Raw genomic sequence first — 26,245 nt, 5'->3', positions numbered from 1 at the left:
GGCAGTTGCATGAGTTCTGGAACCTTCAAGAGGTACGTCCACCGCGCCGGGACCCTAGCGACTGCGGTGCTCATGACCGTGACCAGCGTGATCGGCACATCAGCCGCCCGAGAGCAGCCTCTTCGGGGCGACGCGCAGGCTGAACATCTCGCGGGCATGGTCAATTTCAGGAGAGCCCAGAACCACCTCGCCGCACTTGAAGCCGCTGCCGACCGAGGGGGAGGCAGCCGGGCACCGGGTACGCGCGGATTCGAGCTGAGTCAAGCGTACGTGCGCAAGCAACTCAGGAACGCCGGCTACGAGGTACAGGAGCAGAGCTTCAGCTTCCTGTTCACACAGGATCTCGACGCTAGATATCAGTACCCGGGCACTGGCGAAGAAGTAAAGATCAAGACCATCAACTTCACGCCCTCCACACCAACCGAAGGTCTTGAAGGGACAGTCGTCCCGGTACCAGTGAACGGGGCACCCGGCTGCGCCCCCAGCGACTACTCGAACCTGCCCATCAAAGGCGCGATAGCGCTCGTCAGGCGAGGCGGCTGCAGATTCACCGACAAGCAGAAGATCGCTGCCGGAGCAGGAGCATCGGCCGTGCTCTTCTACAACGACCAGCCCGGCCTTCTGTACGCCTCACTAGCCACCCCGGAAGATGGCCTCATCCCTTCCGGTGCAATGACAGCGGCTCAAGGTGAGGAACTCGCACGTCGTGCAGGCGAGGGCACACTACAGATCCGTCTTTTCCTCAGACAACTCGTAGAAAATCGCACGACCAGCAACCTGATCGCGGAGACCCGCGCTGGGGATCCGTCACACGTGCTCATGGTGGGAGCCCACCTGGATTCCGTCCCAGAAGGTCCAGGAATCAACGACAACGGCTCAGGCGCAGCCGGGACCTTGGAACTCGCACTCGCAATGGCGAGATCCCACAACCCGCCGTCTGAAAAAGTCAGGTTCGCTTGGTGGTCGGCAGAGGAGTGGGGCCAGATCGGCTCCGAGAGCTACCTCAAGACAATACCCGCTGAACAGAAGGCAAAGATCAGCGGCTACATCGACCTTTCCAAACTGGGGTCCCCGAACTACATTCGCGGCTACCTCGACCCAACTGACGAGGATCACAGCGGCGGCCCAGTGGGCGCACCGGGTTCGGCAGAACTCCAGACAGCGCTCAAGCGAGGACTAACTCGCTCCGGAAAGCCAGCCATACCGCTGGACCTGAACGGCTCAAGGCAAGCCGACTGGGTCTCGTTCTTCGATCAGTCAATCCCGGTAGCCGGTCTGTTCTCCGGCTCAGAGGGCGACAAAACCGCTCACGAGGCAGACCTGTTCGGCGGCGAGCCAGGAAAGCCCTACGACCCCTGCCAACACACCCCCTGCGACCGCACAACCAACATCAATCAGCAGATTTTCGGCCAAAACATCAGGGCAGCAGCCTACGCACTTGGCCTCCTCACCAGCTCAGGAGCACATAAATAAAGAGTGTCCGCCTTCACCCGCCCCTGCGGTGATCCCCTCAGCCCCGACCGGCTTAGTCGTGCCTATCGTCATATGGTGAGGGTCGCGGGGTGTTGTCGGTGAGTGCGACTCTCGTTATCTCCGGCGGCGCTTCTGAGGCCGGTGTTTGGAGGCGGGGCGCTGTTTCGGTGGCTTTTTACGGGTGGGCTGTTGCTGGGGATTGCGGCCACGGGAGCTGTTGGGGGTGCGGCCGCGGACGATGCCGATCAGTTCCTCCATGAGGTCGGTCGTCACGGCCTCGAGCCAGGCCAGGCCGATCTGGGACTGAGGAGCGTCGGTCACGGTTCGGTAGGTGAGGTCCTTGCGGTGGTGGAGGCGGGCCAGAGACTGCGGGAGCAGCAGGACACCGGCTCCCGACGCCACCAACTCGATCGCGCCGGCGGTGCTCTCAGGGCGGGTGAAGGCGGGTTTCCCGGGACGGTCGTCCCAGGTCAAGACCTCGTCGAGTGGCTCGAACACGTCCTCGTCGGCGAGGTCGGCGAGCTCGACCTCCTCCGCTGCGGCCACCGCGTGATCCTTTGGCACCACGACCACGGTCGTCTCCAGGTACAGCGGGATCACATGGAGGGCCTCGCGGTCGACCGGCAGGCGTACGAACGCCGCGTCCACGCCACCGTTCCGCAGCAGGGGGACGACCTCGGTCGCCGGGATCTGCAGCAGGCGAAGCGGCACTTCCCGGACCCGCTCGGCCCACACCCCGGCCCACTTCCCGGGCGTCACGCCCGGCACGTAGGCCAGCCGGAACTCACCATCGGTCACTCGACCAGCCTAGTCACGTCCAGACAGTTCCCTCCCGCTGGCTACCCTTGAGGCATGGGCACGTCCAAAGCAAAGACCCCGCAGACCATGAAGTCCGCGACCGCGGCCAAGAAGCTGGGGATCCTGCTGTCGGCAGCACCCGCCGAGTTCCAGGAAGGTCCTGTCTCCCGGGACGAATTGAACGCGCTCCAAGCCGACCCTCCCTCATGGCTGGCCAACCTGCGCCGTGAGGGCCCCCATCCCCGCCAGGTCGTCGCCGCCAGGCTCCGCGTTTCCATCTCAGGCCTGGCCCGCGCCGGCATCACGGGCCCCCTCACAACAGCCGAGATCGAGAACCTGAAGGCCGAAAGGCCCGACTGGCTGGAACGCGAGCAGGCCGTCCAAGCCGAAGTCCGCAAGGAGGAACTCCGCCTCAAGCAGCAGCGCACCAAGGCCTGACTCACGGGTGTCCCCGGCCGCGCGCCCCGCCGCCTCGCTGCTCGCGCCGTCGGTCGCATTGCTCCGGGTGTCCTGCAAGGACGTGTTTCTCAGAAAGCGCAGCGCCTGAGGTCGCGTACACCTAAGACAGCGGGCGGTCGCGCTCGGGCGGACGACCTTACGGCCCGGGTTTCGCCTAGCTCATGGTGCTGCTCACGGTCATAACTCGTCCGCTGTGTGACGCGCGTCTGATCGGCGTCAACGCGAAGCGGGCCGTGGGTGGGCTTTATTGGCCAGCGTTCCGGGCCGCGGTCCAGGCGGTGGGTGGGCGAGGGCAGGACAACGACCCGGTGCGGGACCGGGTATTGGTGATCGACGTCGCCGTTCCGGGGACTGCTTCAAGCCGTCCTGTCCGAGAATTCGACGTCCACCGGCCTGGGTTCTCCGCCACCGCCGCCCCGGTCACGACGCTGCCCGTTTCGGGCAGAGACCGCATCGGTGCAAGTTCTGAGCGGCGGCGGGGAGGGTAAGGCCGAACGGCGGACGCTGCGGTCGTTGGACCCTGCTTGGCGTTTCTCCGTGCCTGGGCCGCTACTTCACGACGCGGAACCGAAGGTGCGTGACCGCGTCGGAGGCGATCACCTGTGTGCGCTCCAGCTCGATGATGAAGGCGAACGAAGCGTTCTTCAAGCCGCCCGTCAGCCGAGCGCCGACCGGTGGAGGACGCGCGCGAGCGGTGGTCAGAAGGACGTGCGGTCGCCGGTGGGGACGATCTGGTGGCCGAGCGGTGTCAGCGAGATCGGGATCAGCTTGAAGTTGGCGATGCCGAACGGGATGCCGATGATCGAGATGCAGAGCAGCACCCCGGTGGTCAGGTGCCCGAGAGCCAGCCACCATCCGGCGACGATGATCCAGATGACGTTGCCCAGGACGGAGGCGGCGCCCGCGTCCCGTCTGGGCACGACCGTCCGTCCAAACGGCCAGAGCGCGTATCCGGCGATCCGGAAGGACGCGATCCCGAACGGGATGGTGATGATGAGGATGCAGCAGATCACCCCGGCGAGCACATATCCCAGGGCCATCCAGAATCCGGCCAGCACCAACCACAGAACGTTCATCAGCGTTCGCACGGAAACCTCCTACAGCAGTGCCACGCCACGATCGTAGTGGGACCGGGGCATCGGCCCTTCCAGACTGTAAAGGAGTCGTGCCGACAAACGCACTTCCCCGTGACCATTCACCCCATGTCGGGTCAACGGCACAACAAAAGCGTCCAAGAATGTGGCAGCTTCTTCTGGCCTCGGCCACCAGTGACCATATCTGTCTTTACTGTGGCATGCCGGTGATGACGAAATGAGTGTGGTGTGTCATCCGGGCGCCGCTTGGCTGGTCTGGGTGCCGTGGCACGGCGTTTGACTGGGCGCGGGTGAGGGAGGCGGTCTTGCGGCTTCTCTGCATCGTCGTTGTCGCCACCCTCGGGCCCATATCCAGGCCCGTGCGCATCAGTCGAAGGTGGTGGAGATTTCGTGCCAGCCGCCGGGAACGAAGGTGGTGGCTTCGTCCGGCCCCCAGGTTCCTTTGGCGTAGGGGAGGGGCTGGCTGGGGAGGTCGAGGACGGACTGGATGATGCGCCAGGATTCTTCGGCCAGGTCGAAGCGGACGAAGCGGCGGGGGTCGCCGGTCATCGCGTCGGTGAGGATGCGCTGGTAGGCCGCTTCCATCGGGCCCAGGACCTTGGTGAAGTCCACGCTGAGCGGGACTCGCCGAGTGCTGTCGCGCCCGGGGACCTTGGCGAGCAGGTCGAAGGTGACCCCCGCATCGGGCTGGATGCGGAAGCGGATCAGATTGGGCTCTGGGGCGCCGTCGAAGAAGCCGATGGGCGGGGTGCGGAGTTGTGCGACCACTTCCAGGTCGGTGGTGCCCAGTGCCTTACCGGAGCGGATGTAGAACGGGACGTCGGCCCAGCGCCAGTTGTTGATGCGCAGGCGCAGCGCAGCGTAGGTCTCGGTGGTCGAACCCTCACGGACGCCTTCGGTGGCGAGGTAGCCGTCGTACTGGCCGCGGACGACATCACCGGGCGCAACGGCCTCGACGGCGCGCAGCACCCGCCACTTCTCATCGATGAAGGCGCGTGCGTCGGTCGACGGCGGCGTATCCATGGCCAGGAGCGCGAGGATCTGCAGAAGGTGGTTCTGGACGACATCGCGGATCGTGCCGTTGGCGTCGTAGAACGAGCCACGGTCGGCGACGTCGAAGTCCTCGGCCATCGTGATCTGCACGTTGTCGACGTAGTGACGGTTCCAGATCGGCTCCAGGAGCATGTTCTCGAACCGGAACATCAGCAGGTCCTCGATCGGCTCCTTGCCGAGGAAGTGGTCGACGCGCCTGAGATGGTCCTCGTCGAAGAACTTCAGCAACTCGGCGTTCAACGCCCGCGCCGACTCCAGGTCGTTGCCGAACGGCTTTTCGACGACCATGCGGGCGTTCTTGTTCAGGCCGACCTTGGCCAGGCCCGCGGCGACCGTCGCGAACAGCGAAGGAGGAACCGCGAGATAGTGGGTGAGGAATCCCGCGTCGCCGACCTCGCCGCGGATCGCGTCGAAGGTGGCGCCGTCGGTGTAGTCGCCCGCGACGAGCCGGAGGTTCCCGGCGAACTTCTCGAACGCCGCGTCGTCCACCTTGTCGTGTTTGGCCTTGCAGGCCTCACGGGCCCGGCTTCGCAGCCCGGCCAGGTCGAGGTCGGTCTTGGCGACCCCCACGATCGGCTGGTCCAGCACCCCGTCCGCCGTCAGCTGGTACAACGCCGGCAGCAGCATCTTGTACGCCAGATTCCCGGTGATCCCGAACAGCACCATCGCGTCGGCTCGCTCCATCGCAGGCCCCCTTCTCCTCGGCTCACAGCCTGCCGCCTCGGCCATCCGGAGAACAAGCGTCCCGCGGGACGCATAGCGCTCGGTCATGGTCAGAACACGTCGCCCCCGTCTCCAGCGATCCCGCTTCGCGTGTCGTCCCGCGCCGATCCCTGCCACTCGCCACGACCGAGCGCCTCGCCCATTAACGATCACGGTGCACGGAGGTTTGGTGTCGGCGGTCCGACACGCCCAATAACCCCACACCACATCACCGTCACCGGCGCGCTATCGGTGCGTCCAGGGTGAAGTCGGTTGTGCTGCAGACTGCCGCCCGTGAGGGCCTCTCAAGGGCGCAGCTCTTTTGGCGGTGCGCTTCGCTGGGCGCCCCTCGGCAGCGATCCACAAGGCCATCACCTCGATGGCCTCGAACCTCCTTTGGGGGCACCGCCTCTCTCAGCAGCTCGATCGCCCGGCGGGTGATGGTCAGCTCGGTCTCCAACTCGGCGATGCGGCGGCGAGCCGCGACCAGTTCCGCGTGGTCGGACGAGGTCAGGCCGGGCTCCAGACCGGCGTTGATGCGCGGTCTTCGCGCAGCCAGACGTAGATGGTCTGGCTGGGCATGTCCAGCTCGGCCGCGACCTGCCTGACCGGCCGACCGGACTTCACCAGCTCCAACACCCTGTGGCGGAACTCGGGGGGATAACTACGGGGCATCCGCTGCCTCTCCTCGTGATCAACAGGACGAGGATTCCAGCAACCCAACACCACCAAAACCGGGGCACATCACGGACGTCACCAAACCCGGTGGGCTTCAGTTCGTTCGCGTCGACCACCATGCCCGGCGCGAGGACCAGCTCCACGTTGCCGCCGTTGACCCGTAGTTCGATGAACAGGTCGGGTGCGGTGCGTACGGCGTCGGTCAGGTCGAGCATGACGTCGCACCATGCGGTACGGACGGCCAGTCGGTGCGGGAGTGTCCAGCGGCCTTCGCGGCGTACCGTGCCGTGCCTTGATGGTGACCAGCTCGGCTGGTTTCCCGTTGAACGGGAGTGCGAGTGCACCGTGGGTCAGGTCGGTGGTGAGCGGGGTCAAGCGCGTCGAGGGTGCGGGCGGTCAGGGCCGCGTCGAGGCGTTCGTCGAACTCGACCGGGTCGAGACGGCCGTCGGCCACGGCGGTGCGCAGGCGTTCGATGACCTGGTCGCGGTCCGCGTCGGACGCGCGTAGCGCGGGTGAGCTGGACGGATCTGCCGGCATCCGGTCTCCTCCGGGTGCGAGGTGGTGGCACCGCGCCACCGACGATGCTGCCTAAGGAGACAGTACCTAGGCGATTTTGCGGTGGTAAGTGGTCATGGATTTCAGTTGCGGACCAGGAGAAGGGCTTCATTGGTAGGGGCACCGGATTCTCGTGTGTAGAGGGTGATGACGGTGCCCAAGACGGAGCTGAGGCGAGGGAGCGCTTCGATCTGTTCGTCCGAAGTACCGAGATGGGCGATCGCCGCCATCAGGGCCGCCCCCGCAATGGCCAGGACGCCCGGAGAGGCGGGGGCGGTTCGGTTCAGGACGGGGACCAGAAGGTCCTGTGCATGATTGACGTATGCCTTCAATTCCGGCCGCAACCACAGCATCGCCTGACTGAGAGTGTGCGCGGGGTCGTCGGTGGCGTGAGACATATACGGGACGCTGATTTCCAGGGTCTCGGCGAGGAACCGCTCGAACCCTTCACGCTCCCAGATTTCGGCGTATTGGGGAAAGGACTCCCAGCGGAGAAGGCCCTTGCAGGCCATGAGGGTGGCTGTGAGGATCTCCCGGTAACGTGTTCCGAGGTCGGTGGTGATTCGCCTGGCGACGTCGCGGGCTACGTCACGGGTAAGGGCGCGCGCGATGTCACTCGACATCACAGCGGCCCGTCTCAGAGTTTTCGTACGGCTGATGTCGTCGGCGTGCGGCTTCGTATAGGCGAGGCGGGGGGCGATGGCGCGAGCGTACTCGACGGCGCCGACCAGGGCGTCGTTCCGGGCGAAGAGGGGTGTGGGGGCGAGGTCGCGTGCCCCATGACTACCGATTTCGAGGGCCTCACTCATCACCCACACGCCCTCGTGACCCCTGCCGTAGGACGCGGCGTACTGGCGGGCGATATCACGGCGGATCTCGGAGCCGCGCGGTGCGGACAGGCGAGTGCCCAGGTCGCGGATTCGCTTGTGCGCGAGGTGGAGAGTATCTGGTCGGCTCAGCTCTCGGATGAAGCTGCCGTCATTGTCGAAGTCGATTTCCCGCGTGAAGCACGCCAGATCCAGCGCCAGCGCATGTGCCATGGCGATCGCCATGCTGAGGCCCATACCGAGATACTCGGGTGAGGCCGCCTTCAAATCGGCCGCCAGCATTATTGCGAGATCAAGGGTGCGGGTCAGGTCGTAGGCGCGGCTCTGCGCGGCAGAGGTCTCCTCTTGGTGGGGGTCGTCGCAAGCCTGTACACGCATATGGGCTAGCAGGTAGCGGGGTTCAGGACGGGTGGACGCAATCCGGCCCAGGTAGAGAAGCGGACGTATGTGCTCGATGATCGCTGCCGGAAAAACGGCGAGTTGATTACGACTCGGGGTATAGGGCCATGCCACACCGGGCGGTCGGTAAAGGGCCGGGTGGCCGTTGCTGGTCGTCCAGACCGTGTATCTGGACATGGCCGAAAGGAGGGGACCTTCGGGATGGGCCAATTCGGCGCTCGTCGGGAGCCGGTAGGCGGTGCCGTCCTCGAAAAGCGTGTTGAGCCAGGAGACGAAGCGCATGGCGTCGTCGGCCAGCAGGCTGGTCGCATTGTTCAGGGGCGGGGTGTGGCGTCCGATGGCCCGCTCCTGGAGTGCGAAGAGGTTGTAAAGGTCCTGAGAGACCGGCTGGGCGCTGACCGCGGTCGTGCCCAACCAGACCACCTCGCGCAGATTGCGGGACGCGATGACCGCGGCGATGATCTTCTGGCGCTCCCCCCGGTGCGTTTCCGGGGACGTGGTGAGCAGGTCGTTCAACCTGGCACGCGCCCCATGGCTCACTTCGAGCGCTTCTTCGGCGCAGTCGAATGCCAGGGTAAGGGCGTGCAGCGTGCCTGAAGCGAGGCATGCGTCGATGACGGGAGTCGCGTCACTGGCGGCGGCCCAGAGGAGAGTGGTCTCGCGCCACCACGGGTCGTCCACTCCCTCGGTGAGGAATTGCAAATGCCGGCTCGGCTGGTGCCGGATGTGCGCTGAGGCTAAGTACTCCTGGAGCGTCAGGTGGGCGAAACCGTATGTTCCGTGCTCCCCCATCAGGAGGCCGCTCTTGCGCACCTCCGAGAGGAAGAGTTCCGGAGTGAGGTCGGTTCCGCCGGTGACCTGCCGCAGTGGGTGACGGATCGCCTCCTGGGCGTCCGCGATCGAGATGTCCCGTGCCTGTCTCCGCATCATGTGCAGGGCCAGGTGCCGGATCACACGCTCCTTCTTCGGGCCGTCCAAACCCGTGGCGTCGGTGAGGTATTTCGCTTCCTGGCGACGGTGGATGAGGACATCGCACATTTCGGCGTACAGCGCGGCTCGGCTCCGTGGCAGCGCGCTCCGGTACCGGTGCACGTTAGCGATCATGGTCAGCAGCAGCGGATTGGCCGCCAACTCATAAACGGCCGGTGTCGAGCGGAGTTTCTCCAGCAGGTCGTCCGCCTGCCGACTGGCCATCGCGGAGACCTCCTTGCCCGAACGGCCTCGCGCACGGCATTCGGTCGCGTAATACCAATGGTGCAGGAACTCGGAGATCTGTTCGCTGTCGAAACGCTGGATCTGGAGCACATCCGCGTTCGGTATCGGACTGGGCAGATAGCCGTGCGGACGCGATGTGATGACGAAGGTGACGGCCGGGAAGCGCTCGATCTGGCGGCGTATCCAGACCACCGTCCGCCTCCGGTCGCGCTCGTCGGCGATCTCGTCCAAGCCGTCGAGCAGGACCAGGCACCGCCCCTTGTCCAGGCGTTTCTCCAGCCAGCCGGCGCTGATCTTGCCGTCCAGCCAGCCCACGCTGGTCGCCACCTTGGCGAGGCCGGGCGGCACCTCATCGAGGATCATGTTGACGTGGTCGCGGAGGTAGAGCAGCACGGGCAACTGCCCACGGCGCCAGCTGAGGCCCTGCCAACTGCACATCGCCAGCGCGGTGTACCGGGCGAGCGTGGTCTTTCCCGAGCCGGAGGCGCCGATCACGGCCAAGACCCGGCTCTGGCCGTTCAGGAAGGATCGCAGCGGCCGTTCTACGGCCAGTTCCTGGGCCGTGAGTCCGACGCCCGGATTGCTGCCGCCCTGCACTGGACGGTGCCTCAGGCTGAGCTGCACATAGACCTGACGCATCCGCAGGACGAACTCACTCTGCGTGACTATCCCGATCGTTTCCATATCCAGCACGGACGCTCGCAACTGGCGCAGATAGACGCTGCGCTTTCCGCCCAGCGGGGCGGTGGCATCGGACCCGGCGGACTGCGACGCGTGCACCGTGAACACCGATGCCAGCACCGTGAACCCGAATGCCAGGTAGGCCCAGTTCCAGCTCAGCCTTCCGTCGTCCAGTACCTGATTGGTGGCGACACCGCCGACGACTACGGCTGCCGCGGCGGCCACCCCCAGCGCGATCGCCTGTGCACGCCGCATAAGGCCCCTCGATGATCCGCACCGCCCCGATCGTCCTTGGCTGGTGCCCCGTTTGCTTGCGCTCCACCCAACACCGATTCATTACCGGAAACGACGGAATTAGCCAACTTGAGACACTCTCTTCCCGTTCGCCTCCCGGGATCACCCAGATGATCTTTGGGGGGATGATCGCGTCTCCGCGCCGTGCGGCAGCCGAAACGGTCAGGCCGTTTCGTGTCGGCATGCTGTCACTTATCTGCTCCGGTCAAGACGCGGCCTCCTGTCGCTTGACACGGCGAACTCCAGTTTCGGGTCGGCCAGTGCGAAAGACGCCCGAGCCTGGGCTCGGGCGTCTGTTGCGATCGGCTCGGTTGGTTTCAGTCGGCGCTTTCTCGCAGCCCGCGCAGTGTGGGCCGAGGCGCACGTCGATCCCGCACCATATGGGGAAAAGGTTCGTGTCCGAGGTCGGAAAGAGACCGAAAACCCAAACTTGATTCCACTGTACGCTGCCCTGTCATTCGACGCGGTCCCGTAGCGCCGTTCGCGTGCATGTGCTGTCGGTGCGTCTCCCCTGGGGCGACACGCTCCGACAGCACATGGCCTGTCCATTCACTGCTCGGTGCACCCTCCTGTATTCCGGTAGGCGCATAGTCGGGTGCTGGCCCACACCGCTTCCAGCGGGCTGCTATGAGTCATCGACAGCAAATGCAGGTCTTCGGTTGACAGGTCGTTGAATCCGTCAACTCGCATGTAGGACATGAAGGCGACGATTTTGTCGGACCAGTCCTCGCCGTCCGCGAGATGGTACGGCGTGCGCAGGACGAGGCACGGCATCGCTAAGCCGCCTCCAGGGTCGGTGGGCCAATTGGGTGCCGTTGAGAGCCAGGGCGAGCCGACGATAAGTCCATCCGCGCATGACCAGCACGCGGTGCGCCCGCAGCGGCGACCAGGAGTAACTATCACGACAGTCCGACCCAGAGTGCCGACCAGGTCCGCTAGCAGGCTCGGTGCCTTGCGGGCGGTGTGCAGATCGAATGCGCCTGTCGGTGAACTCGATGGCTGGGTTGGGGCCCAGCGCGCGGGCGATTAGGCCCGCTGCTACGGGCTGCCGGGCAGTTCGGCGGGACGATGTGACAGCCGTTCGGCCAAGCCGACCCGTCCGACCAGCGTGCGCAGCCAGGCAGGGGCCGCTGCCCTGCCGCCGGTCGCAGCGGCAGCGCGATGTTGTCGGCGATGCTCAGCAACGGGACGAGGTTGTAGGGCTGTAACGCGAACCCGCGCGCTCGCTGCGCAACTCGGTGCGGCTCGTATCGTTTAGCCCGCCGATCGCGGCCAGCCGTGCCAAGGCGGTGGTGGCCCATGAGACCGGCCTGGTGTCCCATCCCAACCGGCCGCCCCGGACCGGACGATCGAGTCCACCACTGACCCACAACCAAGTCCGTTTTGTTCTATTTACACCGAACCTGACATCAAATCCATTTTTGTCTGGGTAAAAATGCGCACAACGGAGCGATTTGCCTAGATCGGGCATGATCATAATTTTCGCCAGGCTAGCATCGGTCCGTCGTAGGCGATGAGCCAGGTCGGAGGTGGCCAAGATCGACGACGAGCCGAGTGGAATCGATCCGCAGGAAATTGACCGGCTGGTCATGCACTTCTTTGGCGCGGCCACCGTCGGCCGGGAAAGCTACCGTCCGGCCGGTGGGAAACCCATCGAAGCCGCCCGTGAAGAGATCATCAAAGGCACCCTCTACCGTTACGGGCTCGTCGATGGCAGCAGCCGACCGGTCATCCTGCAGATCTATTGCGGAGTTTCCAAGATCGGCGGGGATTTCTGGAATCAGGAAGTCCGGGTGCTGATGCGGGCGGCCGCCCTCCGGCACCCGGCGCTGCCGACGATCCTCGGCGGTGGCTACAAGGAACCGGAGGCCACCACGCCGATCGCACCGGGCGTCGACGGGTTCGCCTATGTCGTGACCAAGGGAGCAATCCACAACCTCGCCATGCCGGAGTTGCGCAAGGCGCTGCGCGTGGAACGGATGCTCGCGGTCAGGCAGTTCTACATACTCGCGGATGGGCTGGCCCAGCTGCACAGTCTCGGGATCGTGCACCGCAATCTCTGGGCAGGCACCGTCGAGGTGGACCATGATCCGGAGACCAACACGCCGCGGTTCCGGCTGTCTCGGTTCGAGATGAGCCGCATGGTTGCCGACATGCTGCGGGCCACCCCGTCGAACCAGAGTGCGGCCGAGGAACGGACCAGGCGCATCATCAAGCTCCAGGATCCCCGGGCGCTGACCTACTGCCCGCCGGAACGGCTGCGCTACCTGTTCGCGGGCGAGAACGCCGGGAACGCCGACGTCGGGGACACCCGGTCCGACGTGTTCGGGCTCGGCATGCTGGTCTACGAATGGTTCGCCGACGACCTGCCGAGCGCGATCACTGGCCCGCCCGGCGACGCCGCTCCCGAAGAGATCATCAAGGCCGTGACGGAGATCCACGACGGGCTACGCGGGCGGCTGGCCAGCGGTGGGGATCTTGCCAAGACGCTACCGGACCAGCTGCGCGAGCTGCTCGGCGACATGCTCAACCCGCTTCCCCATCTGCGGCCCGAGGCCGGTGAGGTGGTGACCAAGCTCAACGAGTGTTTCGAGCAGCTCACCAACTCCCTCGCCGGGCCCCAGTCCGACAAGCCGTACCTGATCGCGTTCATCCCCCACGAATACCAGAGACCGATGTGGAGCGGCTGGCTCGGCGAGAATCCCAACAGCGCGGAGGGTCGGGAGAAGCTGGCCGCGTTCATCGAGAGGGACCTGCGCGGGGCCACCCTGATCTACGCCCCGCACGGCGCCGAGCCGTACATCCGGGCGGGTCAGGCCAAGGCCCAACGCGAGTCACGCCAGATGCTGAAGGGGCAGACGCACGCCTGGTTCTGCAGGCCGTTCAAGGCCTGGAACCCGATCGGCTCGGCGCACGGGCCTGGCCTCGACGACGTCCTGATCATCACCTTCGCCGTGCCGCTGGAGAGCCTGCACGGCAAAAGCGCCGACCGGGCGGTCGCGCGGGCTCACGCTGACCGTGCGATCCCACAGGTGAAGGCCGTTGCCTACGACATCGACCCGCAGGAGCTAGCAGAGTGCCGAACGGGCCGTCCGAAGTGGTCGACGCTCATCGACGCCCTCACCCCGCCGCTTGCCGGCGAACCCGAGGAGCTGCTGTTCGAGCAGGCCCTCGACTGGTTGCTCCGTTATCAAGGCATCGAGTTGCGCGCGCGGGAATACCCCTACGAGGTGGCGGAGCAGGGCGCGACGACCGCCACGCTCCGCCTGGACCACGCCCGGGACGACCGCCGCAGGCATTCCGACGGGTTGACCCGCCGTTTCTACGGCCAGCTGCGCCCCAGCTTCGGGGACTTCTTCGCGCGAATGGTCAACGACGAGGCCGCCAATGAGATCGATGTCATCGCCGACAACGATGGCCAGCCCGATCACGGGCATCGGCTCGGTAAGGTCTCCGTCACCGAACAACACGGCGACGACGCCATCATTGTGCGGCACGCCTCCAGCGGATTGGAGCTGCCTGCGAAGGGGTGGCTGCGGCCTGCCGGTGACGGGGGCAGCCATGTGTCGTTGCGGCGGCAGACGGACGCGCGCTGGGAACTGCTGGACAACAAGGTCCTGCTGAGCCAGCTTCGCCGGCCGTCCACAATCCGAGGCCTCCCCGGTCGCTGGAAGGATGCGGTGGCCGACATCGAGCCCACCACTTTCGACGCCGATGACGTCGTCCTCGACCTGCTGGTCTGCGAACCGTTCTCAGCCGTGCAGGGGCCGCCGGGCACGGGCAAGACCGAGGTGGCGGCCCGCGCGCTCACCGCGTTCCTCAGAATGGAGGAGGGCGCGCGGGTGCTGGTGTCGGCTCAGTCGAACTACGCGCTGGACAACCTGGCGTTGCGTATCCTCCAGCGGATGGGCGTGATCGACAAGCGGCACCGTCCGACAGGCACGGACCGTGTGGTCGCACTCCGGGTGACCACCAACGCGGGCGAGGCCCGGGTGGACGAGCGGATGAAGCCGTTCACGCTCGGAAAACTCACTGAACGGATCCGCGATGCCCTCTACGACCACGCGTCCACCGATTCCGAGGTGGACGACGATAACGAATGGCGCGCCTTTCTGAAGCAGCGGTGGCTTCCCGTCGTCGAGGAGTGTGGGCCCGAACTCGCCGACCGACTGCTGCGCGGTGCCGGCATGGTCTTCGCCACGTGCGCGGCCGCCGTCCCGCAGTTCGTCGCCTCCGACGAGTCCTCTGCGATGTTCGACTGGGTGCTGGTGGAGGAGGCCGCCAAAGCCTGGCCCACCGAACTGGCGATTCCGCTGTCCTGCGGGCTGCGCTGGACTCTGATCGGGGACCACCACCAGTTGCCCGCGCACCGTCGGCGGGAGGTGCTGCGCTTCATCGACGACAGTCACACCGACGAGGACGACGACGTTGCGATCCACGGCGCCCGCAGCGCGGAGTACCGCAGGGTCTTCGACCTCTTTGGGTCGCTGTTCGACACCGATACGACCACGGGGGATGTGGACGATGCACACCTGGAACGTCCGCTGCAGGTGCTATCCCGGCAGTTCCGCATGAACGAGCCCATCAAGGAGGTCGTCAGCCGGGTTTTCTACCCCAGGGGGGAGGCCAGGGACTCCGGCGGGCTTCGCGAAGGGTTGCTTGTGACTGGGAAGCGGTACGAGCCGCACGGGCTCACCGCACCCGAGCCGCTCGCCGGGCAATCACTGGTGTGGCTGGATACCCACGGGCTGCCGCAGTGCGCCGACGAGTTGGCCTGGGCCAATCCGGGTGAGGTGGACGTGGTGGCGAGTCTGGTGGGCCAGTTGCGTCCCAAACCCGCGGTCGGCAAGCACGGCTTTGGAGAGGAACCCATGGCGATCCTCACCCCGTACCGGCGCCAGGCCGACCTGCTTCGTGGACGAACCGACCTGACCAAGCACGTGTACACCATCCACTCGTTCCAGGGTAAGGAGGCCGACATCGTCGTCGTTTCCCTCGTCCGGGACACGCAGCGCGGCGACGGGGCGCACCCGTGGCGGAGCATCGGCCATCTGGATCAGCGTGAGCTGGTCAACGTCATGTTCTCGCGGGCCCGCAGGCTGCTCGTCGTCGTGGGGAACTTCGGGCACTTCCGCGACAGCGGGTCGCCCTTTTGGAAGGACGTCTGCATCGGGGTCGAGCGCTTCGGCACCGTCCTGCCGGCGAAGGCAGTGGTGGCGCCGTGAGTACCGCCGTCGTCAGCGTCCCGTGCGAACTGGTCCCGGTACGGGTGCGGCTCGGATACGGCCGCCTCCTCTCCCCGATGGAACTCGGCGTGCTGGAGGCGATCGCGCTAGTCCAGAAGCAGCGGAAGGCGCGGGGAGAAAGCGATCGTGTCCCGATCGAGCAGCTCATCGACCGGCTGGGGGTCAACCGGCGCATCGCTGTCGATCTCATCGCCGACCTGTGGCGCAAGAACTACGTGGCGCTAAACCTGGCCAACGCCGAGGCGAGCGTCACCCCGGACGTGGCACAGCGCTACGCGGACGGAAAGCTGTATGAGCTGCCCGGCGCGGAGATCTCCGCGCAAGAGAAGATGCTCATGATCGACAAGCTTAGTGGCCGGGTGATGCCGGTCGGTGGGAGACACAAACCCCGCAACGGTCATATCCGGATTCCGGTCGAGAACAGCGAAGTCTCCATCGACGACGTGCCCGTCCCCCAGCTCGTGGCCGCGATCGAGCAGGCCCTCGGCAGCGAGGCGCAGGTCGAGCGGCGGCCCGGCCGGGAGAAACAGGTTCTCGCCGCGCACGTGGTGCCGAGGGATCTGCGCACCGAGCACGAGACGCGCTGGGTGCAGCTCGATGTCCAGATCGGCGCGGACGACATGACCAGCAGGCTCCGCTTCCGGGTGCTGAACGACTCCTACCCCTTGGCGTACCGGGAACGGGCCGCGACCAGGCTCGCCGACCTCGTGGAGCAGTACCCAGAAGCGGACTTCGCCCGCGCTCTGCGGGCCCAGGCCGACCGCGTGTGGGAGGAGGCGCTCTCGCTGGAGGCGGCGATAGGCCGTGTGCAGAACGCGGTGCGCAAGATGGACGGCATCCGCGCCGGGAAGCGCCGCGACTACCACCTGGATCTGTGTGACCAGGCCCGGCGGCTGGACTCCCTCTACGACCTCCGCATGAAACATCAGGTGCGCTGCAGGGTGGTCAGAGACGCCGCGGGACACACCGAGTGTGTACGGGAGCTCATCCGCGCGGCGAAACGGCAGATCGTCTTCGTGTCCCCGATCGTGGAGTACGGGCAGTTGCACTCCCTGCTGGGCTCGCTCCGCAGGAAGCTGGCGGAGGGAGTCCATCTGGTGCTCGTCTGGGGGGCGGGCCGGGGCCCCGAACTCGACCCCCGCGTCGGACAGCTGCTCGCCGAGCTGACCGAGGACTTCCCGAACCGGGTTGTGTACTCTTCCGGCCCGAGCCGGACCAACGCCTGCTTGGTGATCGCGGACGATCGGATGGCACTGGTCAGCGGCCGTGCGCCGCTGCGTGCGCCCCGTCAGGCGGACAAGGCATCCGATTCCGGGAGCGACGCGGTTCAGGAGCTGGGTGTGCGGATAGCGGCGGAATCGGATGATGCCTGTACGCCGCTGGAGGATCTGCTGCAGTGGACACGTAAGGCCATCCCTGACTACGGCGTCGGCGCGATGGTCCAGGTGCGGCACGGCGACTTCCTGGAGGTGCGCGATCCAGTGGCCCCGCGTCCCCTGGAGCTGCCGAAGACCCCGCCCGACACCGACACCGAACCGAACGCCGCCACCGCCGTCGCGTTTTGGGTGGACGCCTGGCGCAAGTACGTCGACGGGGTCAGCCAGAAGGCCCAGGCCTTCGAACGCCCGTGGGCGGAGGTCGTCTACGACGAGGCGCACCGCCACCTGCTCTCGGATGCGTTGCGGTCGGCCGAGCGCCGCATCCTGATCAGTTCGCGCCGGGTCGGGTTTGAGATGGGCGGCACCAGGATGGATAGCGCGTTGCGGGCGCCGCTCACCCGTGGGATCGACGTCACTGTCACGCATGGCGACGACGTTGCCGCCGACGGGTCCACGCCTGCTGCGCTGCGGTCGTTGCGGGCCGAGTTCCCCGGGTTCCTGACGACCGATCACCATGAGACGAACGCGCGCGTTCTCGTGTCCGACGATGTGGTGGTGGCCGGCAGCTTTGACCCGCTGTCGGGCGCGGCGGTCTCCTCGCACAAGCGGCGCTCGGAGATCGGCATCAAGATCGTTGGAGCGCCGATTGCCGAGCGGGTGCTGGCGGCGCTGCGGGCTGACCCCGCGTCGCCGCCGCCAACGGCGCCCGCGCCCGCGCCCGCGCCGGACACTCAGGTGAGCACGGCGATCTCCGCGCAGGTGCTGCTTAACGACCTGCGCGAAGTCTCTGCAGAGGACGGGCCGGCCCGGGCCGAAGTGATCCGCGCGCATATCGACGCGCTCGGTACCGCAACGGCCTGGTCGCTGCTCGATGAGCTGGAGCGCAAGGAGGTGGACGCGGGCGTCCTCCGGGTTTCGGCCGCCCACGTGCTACGGCAGGCGACCGACGAGCGGGCCACCGACGACGAGCGGGCCACCGACGACGAGCGGGCCAGGCCCGCCGACCGGTGGTGGCGGTGGTTGCTGCTGGACCGCTGGGTGTCAGGGGCGTTCATCGAGGCGGCGTTGCTTCGGGGCGTCATCGCCGACCCGGCCATGCGGCCGCGCCAGACCCTCACCACGGTGGCCGCCGCCCTTGGCCGGGAAGCGTTTCCCAACGCGATCGTCGACGCCGTCCTGGAAAACCCCACTGCGGCCGAACAGGTAGCGCTCGCCGCAGTCGGCGCCGCCGAGCTGCTGCTCACCCCGCTCAGCGCGCACGCCGACGCAGCCGAGCAGACGCTGGACGTGCTGCTAGGCGACGCGCTGCCCGAGCCCTGGCGCGAGCTGGCGGCGATCGCCCGGGACACCTGGGCGGTGACGGGCCGGCCGCTGCCGATCGAGCGCATCCGCGCCGACTCCCACACCGAGCACGAACGCGCCGACCTTGCCGGAGCCTGGGACGACCTCGCGGTCCGGCTGGAGCGGGTCGAACGGACGTCCTTCCGGTTCGCGTCCAGCATCAAGGCCCACGCGCGCCTGTTCCGCGACGATGGCCCGTTCGGCGTGTTGCGCACCATCGTCGATGGCCGCGACATCAGGGCGCTGCAACGATGGCTGGCCACACAGCCCGTCGACGATGTCCGCTCACTCGTCCACACGATCGGGGCCGACGTCCAGCAGCAGGGTGAGCTGATGCACGACTATCAGCGGCTGCCCCGTTATCTCGAGCGGTTGGAGGCGGTGCTCAAGGCGGCCCGGCAGATCGCGGCGGCCGTACGCGATCCTGCTGCCGACGGTGGCTACGAGCTCAAGGAGGCCCGGACGGCGGCCCGGAGGCTGGCGGCGTGGCGGTCCAAGGCCATCGCGGCGCTTCCCTTCGTCCCCGAGCCGGAACGCCGCCTGGTCCAGTGGGCGCTGGCGGATCTGGAGGTCGTCACAAGGTGGGGAGCGGCATGAACTGGAACGCCACGCTGGCCGACTGGGACGAACGGTGGCGGTACCCCTCGCTGCTTATCGAACTCGCCTACCCCGGAGGGACAGCGGACGACCGGCGCTACGCCGACCGGCTGCTGGACGGCATTGCCGTGCCGGTCACCGACCCCGGGCAGGCCGTCGCCGTCCTGTTGGAGCGCGGCGAGTTCGGCGTGGCACAGCGGCTTGCGGAGGCCAAGGTGCTCCAGGACGATGCCGCCAGCGACCTGATCGAGCAGGTCCGCGCCGCCGAGCAGGCGACAGTCGGCGAGCTGGCCAGGCGCCGTGACGGGCTGGTCCAGCGGATGCGGCGGGCCGGGTTCAGCGAGAGTCCCCCGCCCATGTCCGCGCTGCCGCGCGAGCGCCGGGCGGCGGCGGTCAACGCCCTCGACGAATGGGAGAGGGAGCACCTGCTGGCCGCCGAGGCGGAGCTCAAGGCCCGGTTGGAGCGTTCGCTGGCTGCCCGGGATCCGGATTCGCACGGCGAGTGGGCCGCAGCGGTACGGGGCTGCCTTGACGCTGGCGAGTTCCCCGCCGCCGAGAGGTTGCTCGAGGACGGGCCCTCCGCGGACGTCCCCGGCGGCCCGGCCTCGGTGCCCCGATGGACGCGGTGGCCGTGGTCGGACCGCAACCTTCCGGAGATTCTCCGCTGGTATCACGACGGCGCGGCACCGCCCGGATTCCCCGACCGCTGGCGCCCGCCGGAGCAGGACCGCACCGCGCCGGAGATGCTCCGAGCGCTGGAGGAAGTACACAGGCAATGCGATCTCGACAGCGTGCGCGAATTCGCCACCGCGCTCGATGACGCCCTGGGGGCCGGGCGCCTGCCGCACCCGGTCACGCCGGTCGGAGAGGGCTTTCGCACCCACCTCGTCGCCGTCTCCGACTATCGGTTGCCGTGGATCGCCCTGCCCAAGAAGGTGCCGCTGTATGTGGGCCCGCCGGGCTGGGCGCCGCCGGAAGGCCCGGCGGCTGTATGGTTCGTGCCCGCCGTCGGCGTGCCCGGTGCACTGCCGGGTGTGGCGGCGCTCGACGCCACCGCCATCTTCCGGCTGATCGCGCCTGCCGGGGCCGGTCGCCCGGCGAGCCCGGCGGCCCGGCGGGCCAATCTGCTCCGGGAGGTCTGCCGCCGACTTCGGGTGGCCGACGTGCTCGGCGAAGACACCGCGACGGCACAGTTCCCCACGTCAGCTCACGAGACGCGGGACGCTATCACGTGGTGTCTCGATCTGCTCGGCGTGCACCCCGGCCTGGGCGTGACGGACGCGCTGTTGTACGACACGGGCGCGTATCCGCGGGCGCTGCGGGTCGCATTGGAGCAGCTGGCACCCGACGGCCACAGACCACTGGAGCTCACCGCCGGGGACCTCGCGCTGTGGCGTCAGGACCGGGCCGCGATGGAGAAGTTCCATCGGCGGGTGCTCGCGCCGATTTTCGCCGACCGGGAGGTCGCGGTGCTGCTGCACATCGCACTGATGACCTACGGTGAGCAACCGGATGCGCGGTTCACGGTTGACGACCTCAGTCAATACCTGGCCGTCGTCCGGTCCTCCGACGACCTGATCTCCCTGCCGGCCGCCGCGCACCGCGCCATCACGGGCGTTCTGCTGGAGGAGCGCGGGTTGGACGGTTACGGCTGGTCGCGGCCAGGCCTGGCGGCGCTGCTGGGTGCCGTGGACGTGGAGGCGTTGCTCAACGACGACTTCGACGAGCTGGTCCAACGGCGCTCGCGCACCATCAAGAGCGCCGACCTGCAACTGCAGAACCTCGGGCTGACATCCGCCATGCACCAGGTGAAGACGGGCGTGTTCGCCGTCAAGAACATCCTGGTGGAACTGGCCGGGTGTCGCGGCGAGCACCAGGATCAGCTGGACCGGGCCGTGGCCCTGATAGCGGACTTGGACGATGTCTGGGTCCTGTCGGAGCCGGAGGGCGCCACCAACCTGCTGCGGCGGAAGGTCTTCGATCTGCGCGACCTGCTGCGGGGCCGGCGGCACCAGTTTGACCTCGCGCACCGGGACATCGAGATCGCCTTTCACGCGGACGGCGTCGGCGCGCCGCTGGTCTGGGGCAGCAGGCCACTTTTCAGGCTGGCGCTGGACAACCTGATCAACAACGCGGCGCGGGCGGCGAAGCCCACCCGCGACGGGGAGCGCGGACAGGTCCGCCTTAGCTGTGGTATCGAACCGCCCGAGCCCGGCCGGCCTCCAGCGTGGGCCCGCATCGACATCGAGGACTCCGGCCCCGGAATTCCTCCGGAGATACGGCGAGAATTGCTGAACCCCAACGGCGAGCGGGTGTCCGAACACGGCGGCGGGGTGGGCTTCCGGCATGCCATGGACCACATCGCCTACAACGGCGGGGTACTGGACATCCTGGATCGGCCGAGTGACCTCGGGGGTACGCACCTTGCGATAAGGCTGCCGCTAACTGGGACGCACAACGGCGAGAACGGCTGAGCCTCAGTGGAGGCGGAGCAACCGCGAGACCGCTTCCCGCACGTCGGCCACGGAGCCGCTGGGATCTTTGTGGACGATCAGGTCGATCCGGTACTTCTCCTTCATGTCATCCACGATGCCTGGCGTGGTGTAAGCCGTAAGCAGCACAGTGGGAATGCGTGGGACATGGTCGCGCATATAAGCGAGCACGTCGAGGCCGCCGTAATCGTCGCTCTCCTCGTTCAAGTGCAGATCGACGAGTGCCACGGCGAAGTCGAATTTTCCGCCAGTGGTGGCGAGGAAATCATGCCAGCATTTCGGCGAAGTGATCACGGTGCAGTCATAGGGTGTCAGCCGGTCGCGGAGATGCTCACCGATGTGGTCCTCCACGATCAGCAGTCGCGGGACCGGATCGGCCGTCCGGTCCTTTGCCGGAGCGAGCAGGCCGGTGACCTGGTCGACCTTCTCGTCCGCGGGGAACAGGTCGGCGAAGCGCCACCATTGCCCGAGAGCCAGCCGGGTGACGGCCGGCCCCGCCACGACGCTCAGCAGCCGATCGCGCGCGTCGAACACACTCCGCCAAAGCCGAGATGGGACGTTCGGATGCACCGCGCGCGGGTCGCCGCGCCAGAGCTTGAGCAGGGCGTCGATCTCGTCCCCCGCAGGCGGGTCGGCCAGCCCGGCCACCCCGTCCCTGAACTGGAAGGCGTCCACGACGATTCCGTCCAGGGGTAAATGGTAGGTCCCGGCGTACCTTTTCATCGGCGGCACCTGAACTCCGTAGCGCTTGAGCTGCGCGCGCAGATCGCTCACGTGCTTCTGGACCGCCTGTTCGCCTCCGTCATGGGGGAGCAGCTGCTGAAGCCGCTGCTGCGGCACCTCTTGCGCCTCCGCGAGGAGCAACCGGATGAGCACGGCGGCGCGTGCGGGCGGTAATTCGATCGGGTCTCCACCGGGCGGGCGGATGCGCGCGACACCGAGAATGTCGATGCACGCTCTGGCTCCACTCGTCCCCATGAGCCGACTTTAGCGCAAGAGCCGGGCGACGGCCCAGAAAATCAGCTGAATGGACGGCTGAAGATCCGCTGAACTCCCCATCGGCGCGCTCAGTGGAAGTTCAACGAGGATCCCATTGGGTGGTTCAGCGTCGCACAGTTTACTGAAGACGTGTATGGGAAAAGCGCCACCGTCCTGGCGACCATCACTTTGATCGGTACAAGGAGATTCAATATGCCCGACGGTACGGCCATGGCGCCTCGCGTCAACATCGTGATCATCATCCTGGAAACCAGCGCGCTTCTCGGTGTCCTGATCGGTTGGCTGGTCACGCTGCTTCTGGACGTCCCCGGCGCTCAGGGCGCCCTGATCGGGATCCCGGCATTCTGGGGAATCGGCGGCCTGTTCTGCGGCATCGTCGGTCTGCTGCGTTCATCCGCCGAGGCGAAGCGGTCGCACGGCGACTACGGTCGTCCGCCGACGAGATATCATTGCGGTTTCGAATTCCGCGCACGCTGCCCGTGTCGGGCGCAACCGCCATGGCAATACAGGGAATGGCCCGTACGGGATCAGACGGAGCTCGTGCCGAAATCTCAATTCAACAAGGCGTGGTGGCACGGTGGTTAGACGGCATCTGATGGGTCGGTGTGGGAACTTCGCACCGACCCATCAGATGCCGGTCGCTACTTGATCTCCGCCGCGCCGTGCCCGATTGTGATGCCCAGATCAAAGGTGAGCTCGGCGTGCATGCTACTGTCCGCCCTAAGGTGCCGCAGGAGTCACATGCTCCTGTGGATCTGCTCGGTCAGCCGCAGGCGGGATTGCCCGGCGTGACAGCGTGCCCTGTCGCCATGCGCGGAACACCGACTCCGACATGCCCAGCACACGGCAGCAGACCATGATGGTCAGGCCGTCCCCGACCAAGATCGTGATGACCTCAAAGGCGCCCGGCCGGTGCCGGGGCGTCCGACCCTGGAGACGCTGGAAACCAGAGAGCAGACGCAGCGCACGGGACCGGTTCAAGGGTCTTTTCGGTGATGACGAGACCAAGTCGCGCAAGCTGGCGGGCGAAGGCGTGCCGCGTGATGACCCGATGCCACCCAGTGCGAAGGCGGCACCGGCGAATCGGGTCAAGGAGCTGACGGGCCGCCGGACGGCGAACGCCAAGGTGTTCGAGCTGTCGGATGAGCTGTTGCAGAAGAAACTGTCGGCGGCCGCGTTGCACTTGCGCGGCCGGGACGGTGACTGGCACGACATCGACCCGCCGGTCAAAGCGCCCGACCGCAAGGGTTTCGTCTACGGCACTAGACCAACACCTTGCGCAGCTTCTTCGTCACCCGCCTCGATGAGCCGCTCACCTTGACGCCAGCGCGGCGAGCCTGCCGCATGGCACGCTACTGACCGAACTGACCAAACGGGAGACCAGTGGCAACGGCGTCACCTACCCGGATCTGCTCGGCGACGCGGACCTGCCGCCCCACCTGGCAACGGCAGCAACGCCTTCAAGGTAGAGCCCGTCGGGTGCGGGCGTGGCAGAGTCCGGACGGGGCGATCGCGTTCTACAAAAGAGATTTCGACGGCCGGCCGGTCTTTGTGATGCCCAAGCCGTTCATGTACGACTCGGCGCCGGACGCCTCGTCCCCGTACGGGACGGCGTGGTCCCCGAAGGTCACCAAGTCGATGCGCTGGGACCACCCAGGTGCCCACAACCAAGAAGAGTCCGAGCCCCGGCTCCCCTCTGGGACGGCGAATGCGACGTCGTTCGCCACCGGACGGTTGCCGCCACGGGGCGATACGCCAAACGTGCACAAGTCGGTAGAACCCGGGCCTGAACCCCGATGGTGCCGACCTGCGGGTTCGTAGGTCAGTGCGTCCCACCCATATCACGAAATGGCAAAGCGCCAGATCAGAGACCTAGCGCCTAAAGATGGAGATGTGTCCGAGGGGCGACCCGGCCAATAATCCACACACGATCACGGCTGCAGGCATTCTGCCGATGTGACCTGAGTCATGTCTCCATGCGTGGTCAAGGTCTCGGGTCGACCGTACGCAGCAGGGTCAGCAGACCATTGACCGAGTCGTATTTCTCGGCGGAGAGTTCGTCGGGCGTGAAGTGCATGATTTCGTTGCGCACCTGCCGGACCTCTTCCAATAGCCCGAGAAAGAGTTCATGATCGACGTTCCAGCCGAGCGCGGACCAGCGCTGCGGCTCCTTCAATAGATGACCGTAACCGCCGAAGGTGAGATCGGTGGCTTGGTGAACCCTGCTCCTCCGGTTCGCAGGCGCGGCCGCGCGTAGCTCGTCCACGTTGAAGACCTCTTCAGCGGCGCGTCGCAGCCTGTTCTCCGCCTCCTCGATGAGGACGAATGGACGCGCGAGCTTTCCGAATTGGCGGGTGAGGTCGGCGGCGGTCAAGATCCCGGTGATCCGGTTCCGATCGGCGTTCTGGACGAAAATGAAGCCCCGGTCGTAGATCACCTCGATCTGGTGCAGGAGAAGAGCGTCGTGATCTACCACCGGGGCCGGGACGATCGCGTTCGCAAGCGAGGGATCGGGGAAGGCGACGTGAGCCTTGCCGATCGACTCCCAGCTCACCGCGCCACGGTAGGTGCCGTCGTCATCGATCACGGCGAGTTGGGAGAACTGGTGCTTCAGCATCAGAGTCTTGGCGTGGGTCAGCGTCGCCGTGCTCGGGACCGAGACCAGCCGTGCCGGCAGGTTCCCTAGTCGCAGAGTCATGTGCTGCGGCTCGGAGACGTCCTCGGTATCCGCCACGTTGTCGGCGGTCTCGACACCTGAGCCCGGCTCGGCACCCTGGGGTACCAGCGTCACCTCATCGCTGAGGGATCCTTCGGTGAAGGGCGGACGGGTCGTCAACCCCTCATCCGCCAGAGCCGCCTTGATGACTGTGACGACCGCGCTGGTACGACGCTCGAATCCCCAGTGCTCGAGCAGATTCCGGATCGTCAGTGTCCGAAGGTTGGCTGGTTCCCGCGCGACCGCGTCCGCAAGGAGTTCGTCTGAACTCGTAACCACCTCTTCGCCATCCAGCCCGGGGTCGGTCCCGGTCTCGATGATGGAGGCGATCCGGCGTGCCGCATCGTTGCGCGTCAATCTGCAGACGGTGAGCAAGGAACCCAAGCTGGCCCGCAGGTCGGGCCTGATCGCCTTACCAGGAACACCGGGACGAACCCATTCGACCTTGCGAACCTGCCGGAACCCTTCGGGCCTGTCGCCCAAGTACTCATACGGCCCGGTAACGCGCCCGAGGGCGAAGTGCTTCGGATCGGTCTTCAGTGGCATGACCACAAGGTCTCCCTCGTGAATCTCGGTGGTGAACTTCCACAACTGCCCCGTCCAGTTACCGATCACGTTGCGGGCCGCATCTGGGTAGATACGCTGAAGCTCCTTGGACAACTCATCCCAAGTCCGGATCGCGCTGAGATCATCCATCTCGTTCCACCCGGCGATGGCGAGACCATCCTGTAAAGCGGTGGCCTCGCGTTCTCCCGCCCATCCGCCACGGATCATCCACGCCAGTGGTTCACCTTCACGCCGCAGTGCCCTGGTCATGACCGGCCTCCCCTGCGCCTCGACCACAATAAAGCCTTTCAGGGCCTTAGTCGCACATGCAAGGGGATTGACCGGTTGCTCAGGTAACGGATGCGAACCCGGTCGCCGCCACTTGGCTCGAAGAGTTGTCGTTACGTGGTCACCTTCTATCTGATGAGGCAGGGAGGTTCTATCGCCAGTACGGACACCATCCTGATCGCCCGAAGCCGGGGTGATGAGATCATCAAGGTGTCGAAGCGCACACGGCTCGTGCCGACTGATGATCGGTTGATGGGGGGAGTGAGTGGACGGAACACCCCCGGTCCCGCACCAGATACCAGCGCCGCCGCCACGCAGTTCCGGTGCCGTCCGCAGCTGCGAGGTCCGATCGGCTGTACCTCTCGACAGAGAGGCGCTACGCCAAGACGTGCGCAAATAGGGAGAACCCGGG

17 protein-coding genes are annotated in these 26,245 nt (G+C 66.5%); 7 read left to right on the top strand and 10 right to left on the bottom strand.

Going from position 1 to position 26,245, the window contains the following annotated elements; genetic code table 11:
* Positions 1-9 precede the first annotated feature (9 nt).
* Entirely contained in the window at positions 10-1,473 is a 1,464-nt protein-coding gene (locus FXF65_RS15885; protein ID WP_187412323.1) for a M20/M25/M40 family metallo-hydrolase, read from the top strand.
* A 114-nt stretch (positions 1,474-1,587) separates the two neighbouring features.
* Here FXF65_RS15885 and FXF65_RS15880 read toward each other — a convergent pair whose 3' ends face one another.
* Positions 1,588-2,271, bottom strand: coding sequence for a LysR family transcriptional regulator substrate-binding protein (locus FXF65_RS15880; protein WP_246198726.1), 684 nt, complete (start codon positions 2,269-2,271; stop codon positions 1,588-1,590).
* Between the two features lie 54 nt (positions 2,272-2,325).
* Between FXF65_RS15880 and FXF65_RS15875 the strand changes: the two genes are divergently transcribed.
* A complete protein-coding gene (locus FXF65_RS15875; protein WP_148350732.1) occupies positions 2,326-2,709 on the top strand; it encodes a DUF5997 family protein in 384 nt (127 codons plus the stop codon).
* Between the two features lie 719 nt (positions 2,710-3,428).
* Here FXF65_RS15875 and FXF65_RS15870 read toward each other — a convergent pair.
* From FXF65_RS15870 to FXF65_RS15845, 7 genes are all read right to left on the bottom strand, one after another.
* Complete coding sequence (locus tag FXF65_RS15870; RefSeq protein ID WP_222868623.1) at positions 3,429-3,806, bottom strand: YccF domain-containing protein; 378 nt, start codon at positions 3,804-3,806, stop codon at positions 3,429-3,431.
* A 384-nt stretch (positions 3,807-4,190) separates the two neighbouring features.
* Positions 4,191-5,561 carry a glucose-6-phosphate dehydrogenase gene (zwf, locus tag FXF65_RS15865; protein ID WP_148350730.1) on the bottom strand — a complete coding sequence of 457 codons (1,371 nt, stop codon included), beginning with the start codon at positions 5,559-5,561 and terminating at the stop codon, positions 4,191-4,193.
* Between the two features lie 528 nt (positions 5,562-6,089).
* Entirely contained in the window at positions 6,090-6,206 is a 117-nt protein-coding gene (locus tag FXF65_RS15860) for a helix-turn-helix domain-containing protein (protein ID WP_246198724.1), read from the bottom strand.
* Positions 6,203-6,472: a hypothetical protein gene (locus FXF65_RS44675; RefSeq protein ID WP_222868628.1), complete on the bottom strand. Its 270-nt coding sequence runs from the start codon at positions 6,470-6,472 to the stop codon at positions 6,203-6,205. Before FXF65_RS44675 ends, FXF65_RS15860 begins: the two co-directional genes overlap by 4 nt.
* Positions 6,460-6,795, bottom strand: coding sequence for a DUF1707 SHOCT-like domain-containing protein (locus FXF65_RS46230; RefSeq protein ID WP_222868585.1), 336 nt, complete (start codon positions 6,793-6,795; stop codon positions 6,460-6,462). Before FXF65_RS46230 ends, FXF65_RS44675 begins: the two co-directional genes overlap by 13 nt.
* Positions 6,796-6,896: 101 nt before the next feature.
* A complete protein-coding gene (locus tag FXF65_RS15850) occupies positions 6,897-10,190 on the bottom strand; it encodes an NACHT domain-containing protein (protein ID WP_148350728.1) in 3,294 nt (1,097 codons plus the stop codon).
* A 588-nt stretch (positions 10,191-10,778) separates the two neighbouring features.
* Positions 10,779-11,003, bottom strand: a complete 225-nt coding sequence (locus FXF65_RS15845) for a hypothetical protein (RefSeq protein WP_148350727.1) — start codon at positions 11,001-11,003, stop codon at positions 10,779-10,781.
* Between the two features lie 755 nt (positions 11,004-11,758).
* Here FXF65_RS15845 and FXF65_RS15840 point away from each other — a divergent pair.
* From FXF65_RS15840 to FXF65_RS15830, 3 genes are read left to right on the top strand one after another with little or no spacing between them, the layout of a single operon-like run.
* Complete coding sequence (locus FXF65_RS15840) at positions 11,759-15,454, top strand: AAA domain-containing protein (protein WP_148350726.1); 3,696 nt, start codon at positions 11,759-11,761, stop codon at positions 15,452-15,454.
* Positions 15,451-18,792 (top strand): hypothetical protein, encoded by a 3,342-nt coding sequence (locus FXF65_RS15835; RefSeq protein ID WP_148350725.1) that lies wholly within the window; start codon positions 15,451-15,453, stop codon positions 18,790-18,792. The genes FXF65_RS15840 and FXF65_RS15835 overlap by 4 nt, the downstream gene beginning before the upstream one ends.
* Entirely contained in the window at positions 18,789-21,266 is a 2,478-nt protein-coding gene (locus tag FXF65_RS15830) for a sensor histidine kinase (RefSeq protein ID WP_148350724.1), read from the top strand. Before FXF65_RS15835 ends, FXF65_RS15830 begins: the two co-directional genes overlap by 4 nt.
* 3 nt (positions 21,267-21,269) lie before the next feature.
* Here FXF65_RS15830 and FXF65_RS15825 read toward each other — a convergent pair whose 3' ends face one another.
* Positions 21,270-22,262, bottom strand: a complete 993-nt coding sequence (locus tag FXF65_RS15825; RefSeq protein ID WP_148350723.1) for an AfsR/SARP family transcriptional regulator — start codon at positions 22,260-22,262, stop codon at positions 21,270-21,272.
* A 213-nt stretch (positions 22,263-22,475) separates the two neighbouring features.
* On the opposite strand from FXF65_RS15825, the gene FXF65_RS15820 reads away from it, so the two are divergent.
* On the top strand, positions 22,476-22,868 hold the full coding sequence (locus tag FXF65_RS15820) for a hypothetical protein (protein WP_148350722.1): 393 nt from the start codon (positions 22,476-22,478) through the stop codon (positions 22,866-22,868).
* 247 nt (positions 22,869-23,115) lie between these two features.
* Positions 23,116-23,604, top strand: a complete 489-nt coding sequence (locus tag FXF65_RS15815; protein ID WP_148350721.1) for a hypothetical protein — start codon at positions 23,116-23,118, stop codon at positions 23,602-23,604.
* Positions 23,605-24,267: 663 nt separating this feature from the next.
* Here FXF65_RS15815 and FXF65_RS15810 read toward each other — a convergent pair.
* On the bottom strand, positions 24,268-25,815 hold the full coding sequence (locus tag FXF65_RS15810) for a CBS domain-containing anti-phage protein (RefSeq protein WP_187412321.1): 1,548 nt from the start codon (positions 25,813-25,815) through the stop codon (positions 24,268-24,270).
* Positions 25,816-26,245 lie beyond the last annotated feature (430 nt).

The sequence above is a fragment of the Actinomadura syzygii genome, assembly GCF_008085905.1.
Classification (GTDB): Bacteria; Actinomycetota; Actinomycetes; order Streptosporangiales; family Streptosporangiaceae; genus Spirillospora; species Spirillospora syzygii.
The sequence above is the reverse complement of the archived record's forward strand: the minus strand, read 5'-3'. Positions and strand labels throughout refer to the sequence as shown.